Genomic DNA, 5,371 nt, shown 5'->3' with positions numbered 1-5,371 from the left:
TTCTGGTTGGTGTGTGGTTGTTCTTTGAGAACTCAACAGGGTGCTTGTAAAGCCAGTGCCAATTGTTTTATACCCCGGACTGGTCAGGCTGTTGTCTGGCTGGTTGGGATTCCTTTGGCAACACTTTTGTTGTCAGGATGCTGTTCGACAAGTTTTTGTTGGAGAGTTTGATCCTGGCTCAGGACGAACGCTGGCGGCGTGCTTAACACATGCAAGTCGAGCGGAAAGGCCCTTCGGGGTACTCGAGCGGCGAACGGGTGAGTAACACGTGAGCAACCTGCCCCAGGCTTTGGGATAACCCCGGGAAACCGGGGCTAATACCGAATATGACCTTGCACCGCATGGTGTTTGGTGGAAAGTTTTTCGGCTTGGGATGGGCTCGCGGCCTATCAGCTTGTTGGTGGGGTGATGGCCTACCAAGGCGACGACGGGTAGCCGGCCTGAGAGGGCGACCGGCCACACTGGGACTGAGACACGGCCCAGACTCCTACGGGAGGCAGCAGTGGGGAATATTGCACAATGGGCGGAAGCCTGATGCAGCGACGCCGCGTGAGGGATGACGGCCTTCGGGTTGTAAACCTCTTTCAGCAGGGACGAAGCGTAAGTGACGGTACCTGCAGAAGAAGCGCCGGCCAACTACGTGCCAGCAGCCGCGGTAAGACGTAGGGCGCGAGCGTTGTCCGGATTTATTGGGCGTAAAGAGCTCGTAGGCGGCTTGTCGCGTCGACTGTGAAAACCCGCAGCTCAACTGCGGGCCTGCAGTCGATACGGGCAGGCTAGAGTTCGGTAGGGGAGACTGGAATTCCTGGTGTAGCGGTGAAATGCGCAGATATCAGGAGGAACACCGGTGGCGAAGGCGGGTCTCTGGGCCGATACTGACGCTGAGGAGCGAAAGCGTGGGGAGCGAACAGGATTAGATACCCTGGTAGTCCACGCTGTAAACGTTGGGCGCTAGGTGTGGGGGGCCTCTCCGGTTCCCTGTGCCGCAGCTAACGCATTAAGCGCCCCGCCTGGGGAGTACGGCCGCAAGGCTAAAACTCAAAGGAATTGACGGGGGCCCGCACAAGCGGCGGAGCATGCGGATTAATTCGATGCAACGCGAAGAACCTTACCTGGGTTTGACATGGCCGCAAAACTGTCAGAGATGGCAGGTCCTTCGGGGGCGGTCACAGGTGGTGCATGGCTGTCGTCAGCTCGTGTCGTGAGATGTTGGGTTAAGTCCCGCAACGAGCGCAACCCTCGTTCGATGTTGCCAGCGCGTTATGGCGGGGACTCATCGAAGACTGCCGGGGTCAACTCGGAGGAAGGTGGGGATGACGTCAAGTCATCATGCCCCTTATGTCCAGGGCTTCACGCATGCTACAATGGCCGGTACAATGGGCTGCGATACCGTGAGGTGGAGCGAATCCCAAAAAGCCGGTCTCAGTTCGGATCGGGGTCTGCAACTCGACCCCGTGAAGTCGGAGTCGCTAGTAATCGCAGATCAGCAACGCTGCGGTGAATACGTTCCCGGGCCTTGTACACACCGCCCGTCACGTCACGAAAGTCGGCAACACCCGAAGCCGGTGGCCCAACCCTTGTGGAGGGAGCCGTCGAAGGTGGGGCTGGCGATTGGGACGAAGTCGTAACAAGGTAGCCGTACCGGAAGGTGCGGCTGGATCACCTCCTTTCTAAGGAGCACCATCCACCGAAAGGTGGTATGGAGCCCGCGGCCCGCGAATGTCGGGTCGGGGTGCTCAGATGGCGGAGACACTGGCAAGTTCGGCGCCGGCAACGGCCAGAAATTTTCCTAGTACAGCCACTCTTGGGTGGTGGGAACGGGGTTCTGGTGCGGCTGGCGCGGGATGTAAGCACCCTGTTGGGTCCTGAAGGAACAACCCGAGTGGTTGTTGTTTCAGAGCCTTGAGATGCCCCTGTGGACGGTGTTCCCGGGGGCGGAAGGCGCCAGGCATGGCCTGGTCTCGCAAACCGTAATCACGTGGTGGTTGCAGGTGTGGGGCTGTGGGTTGTGGGTTGGTTGTTTGTTGAGAATTGCACAGTGGACGCGAGCATCTTTGTGGTCAAGTTGTCAAGGGCGAACGGTGGATGCCTTGGCACCAGGAGCCGATGAAGGACGTGGGAGGCCGCGATAGGCCTGGGGGAGCTGTCAACCAAGCTGTGATCCCAGGGTGTCCGAATGGGGAAACCCGGCATCAGTCATGTGATGTCACCCGCACCTGAACACATAGGGTGTGTGGGGGGAACGCGGGGAAGTGAAACATCTCAGTACCCGTAGGAAGAGAAAACAAATTAGTGATTCCGTGAGTAGTGGCGAGCGAAAGCGGATTGAGGCTAAACCGGCGGCGTGTGATACCTGTCAGGGGTTGCGTGGTCGGGGTTGTGGGACCCTGCTGAACAAGCTGACACTTGTTCGAGGAGTTACAAAGCCAGTGGTTAGTCGAACAGTCTGGAATGGCTGACCGTAGACGGTGATAGTCCGGTAGGTGAAAGCTGCTGGTCTTCTGTGGGTGTTCCCGAGTAGCGGCGGACTCCTGAAATCTGCCGTGAATCTGCCAGGACCACCTGGTAAGCCTAAATACTTCCTGGTGACCGATAGCGGACGAGTACCGTGAGGGAATGGTGAAAAGTACCCCGGGAGGGGAGTGAAATAGTACCTGAAACCGTTCGCCTACAATCCGTCGGAGCCTTGCGGGGTGACGGCGTGCCTTTTGAAGAATGAGCCTGCGAGTTAGTGGCATGTGGCGAGGTTAACCCGTGTGGGGGAGCCGTAGCGAAAGCGAGTCTGAATAGGGCGTTTTTAGTCGCATGCTCTAGACCCGAAGCGGAGTGATCTAGCCATGGGCAGGCTGAAGCGCGGGTAAGACCGCGTGGAGGGCCGAACCCACCAACGTTGAAAAGTTGGGGGATGACCTGTGGTTAGGGGTGAAAGGCCAATCAAACTCCGTGATAGCTGGTTCTCCCCGAAATGCATTTAGGTGCAGCGTCGCGTGTTTCTTGCCGGAGGTAGAGCACTGGATGGTCTAGGGGGCCCACAAGCTTACCGAAATCAGCCAAACTCCGAATGCCGGTAAGTGAGAGCGCGGCAGTGAGACTGCGGGGGATAAGCTTCGTAGTCGAGAGGGAAACAGCCCAGATCACCAGCTAAGGCCCCTAAGCGTGTGCTAAGTGGAAAAGGATGTGGGGTCGCATAGACAACCAGGAGGTTGGCTTAGAAGCAGCCACCCTTTAAAGAGTGCGTAATAGCTCACTGGTCAAGTGGTTCCGCGCCGACAATGTAGCGGGGCTCAAGCACACCGCCGAAGCTGTGGCATTCACATAATAACTTCGTATCTCCTTGATGGGATATGCAGGTGTGTGGATGGGTAGGGGAGCGTCGTGCCGGGGGTGAAGCAGCGGGGTGACCCAGTTGTGGACGCGGCACGAGTGAGAATGCAGGCATGAGTAGCGAAAGAAGGGTGAGAAACCCTTCCGCCGGATGACCAAGGGTTCCAGGGCCAGGCTAATCCGCCCTGGGTGAGTCGGGACCTAAGGCGAGGCCGAGAGGCGTAGTCGATGGACAACGGGTTGATATTCCCGTACCCGCGAAAGAGCGACCCTGACGAACCTCGTTGTGCTAACCACCCGAGCTGCCGGCGGTCTTCGGACCAATGGTGGGGAGCGTGGGAACCTGGCGGGTAGTAGTCAAGCGATGGGGTGACGCAGGAAGGTAGCTGAGCCCGGCCGGTGGTTGTGCCGGGGTAAGCGTGTAGGCCGGTGTGTAGGCAAATCCGCACACCACGAGGCTGAGACGTGATGCCGAGCCGATTCAGGTGAAGTCAGTGATCCTATGCTGCCGAGAAAAGCCTCTAGCGAGTTCTTAGCGGCCCGTACCCCAAACCGACACAGGTGGTCAGGTAGAGAATACCGAGGCGATCGGGCGAACTGTGGTTAAGGAACTCGGCAAATTGCCCCCGTAACTTAGGGAGAAGGGGGGCCGGAGACGTGAAGCCCCGCGCGGGTGGAGCGTTGTATGGCCGCAGAGAGCAGGGGGAAGCGACTGTTTACTAAAAACACAGGTCCATGCGAAGAAGTAATTCGATGTATATGGACTGACGCCTGCCCGGTGCTGGAACGTTAAGGGGACCTGTTAGCTCTTCGGGGCGAAGCGGAGAACTTAAGCGCCAGTAAACGGCGGTGGTAACTATAACCATCCTAAGGTAGCGAAATTCCTTGTCGGGTAAGTTCCGACCTGCACGAATGGCGTAACGACTTCCCCACTGTCTCAACCACAGGCCCGGCGAAATTGCATTACGAGTAAAGATGCTCGTTACGCGCGGCAGGACGGAAAGACCCCGGGACCTTTACTATAGCTTGACATTGGTATCTGAATTAGCTTGTGTAGGATAGGTGGGAGCCGGTGAAGTCCATACGCCAGTATGGGTGGAGGCAATCTTGAAATACCACTCTGGTTGATTTGGGTATCTAACTTCGGACCGTTATCCGGTTCAGGGACAGTGTCTGGTGGGTAGTTTAACTGGGGCGGTTGCCTCCTAAAGGGTAACGGAGGCGCCCAAAGGTTCCCTCAGCCTGGTTGGCAATCAGGTGTTGAGTGCAAGTGCACAAGGGAGCTTGACTGTGAGACTGACAGGTCGAGCAGGGACGAAAGTCGGGACTAGTGATCCGGCACTGGCATGTGGAAGCGGTGTCGCTCAACGGATAAAAGGTACCCCGGGGATAACAGGCTGATCTTCCCCAAGAGTCCATATCGACGGGATGGTTTGGCACCTCGATGTCGGCTCGTCGCATCCTGGGGCTGTAGCAGGTCCCAAGGGTTGGGCTGTTCGCCCATTAAAGCGGTACGCGAGCTGGGTTTAGAACGTCGTGAGACAGTTCGGTCCCTATCCGCCGTGCGCGTAGGATACTTGAGAAGGGCTGTCCCTAGTACGAGAGGACCGGGACGGACGAACCTCTGGTGTGCCAGTTGTCCCGCCAGGGGCACGGCTGGTTAGCTACGTTCGGAAGGGATAACCGCTGAAAGCATCTAAGCGGGAAGCTCGCTTCAAGATGAGGTATCCCACCCACATTGTGGGGTAAGGCCCCCAGCTAGACGACTGGGTTGATAGGCCGGAAATGTAAGCCCGGTAACGGGTTCAGTTGACCGGTACTAATAGGCCGAGGACTTGACTACCAAGCTGCTACGCGTCCACTGTGCAACTCTGAACAAACCACCACCCATGTTGTTGGGTTGGTTGACATGTTCATAGAGTTACGGCGGTCATGGCGGAGGGGAAACGCCCGGCAACATTCCGAACCCGGAAGCTAAGCCCTCCAGCGCCGATGGTACTGCACTCGGGAGGGTGTGGGAGAGTAGGACACCGCCGGACAATCTTCC

At 57.8% G+C, this 5,371-nt stretch carries 3 rRNA genes; all 3 read left to right on the top strand.

The features are described from left to right. The first annotated feature begins 155 nt into the window (after positions 1–155). The 3 genes from EAD96_RS00805 to rrf all read left to right on the top strand — a co-directional run bounded on the left by EAD96_RS00805 (position 156) and on the right by rrf (position 5,363). Positions 156–1,670 (top strand): 16S ribosomal RNA (locus EAD96_RS00805). A 388-nt stretch (positions 1,671–2,058) separates the two neighbouring features. Next, positions 2,059–5,167: ribosomal RNA gene (locus tag EAD96_RS00800) — 23S ribosomal RNA — on the top strand. Positions 5,168–5,246: 79 nt separating this feature from the next. Then, positions 5,247–5,363 (top strand): 5S ribosomal RNA (gene rrf / locus EAD96_RS00795). The 16S, 23S and 5S rRNA genes sit together here, the layout of an rRNA operon. Positions 5,364–5,371 lie beyond the last annotated feature (8 nt).

The sequence above is a fragment of the Micromonospora sp. BL1 genome (assembly GCF_003667485.1).
In the GTDB taxonomy this organism is placed as follows: domain Bacteria; phylum Actinomycetota; class Actinomycetes; order Mycobacteriales; family Micromonosporaceae; genus Micromonospora; species Micromonospora tulbaghiae.
Note: the sequence above shows the minus strand (reverse complement) of the source record. Positions and strands in the feature narration are given on the sequence as shown.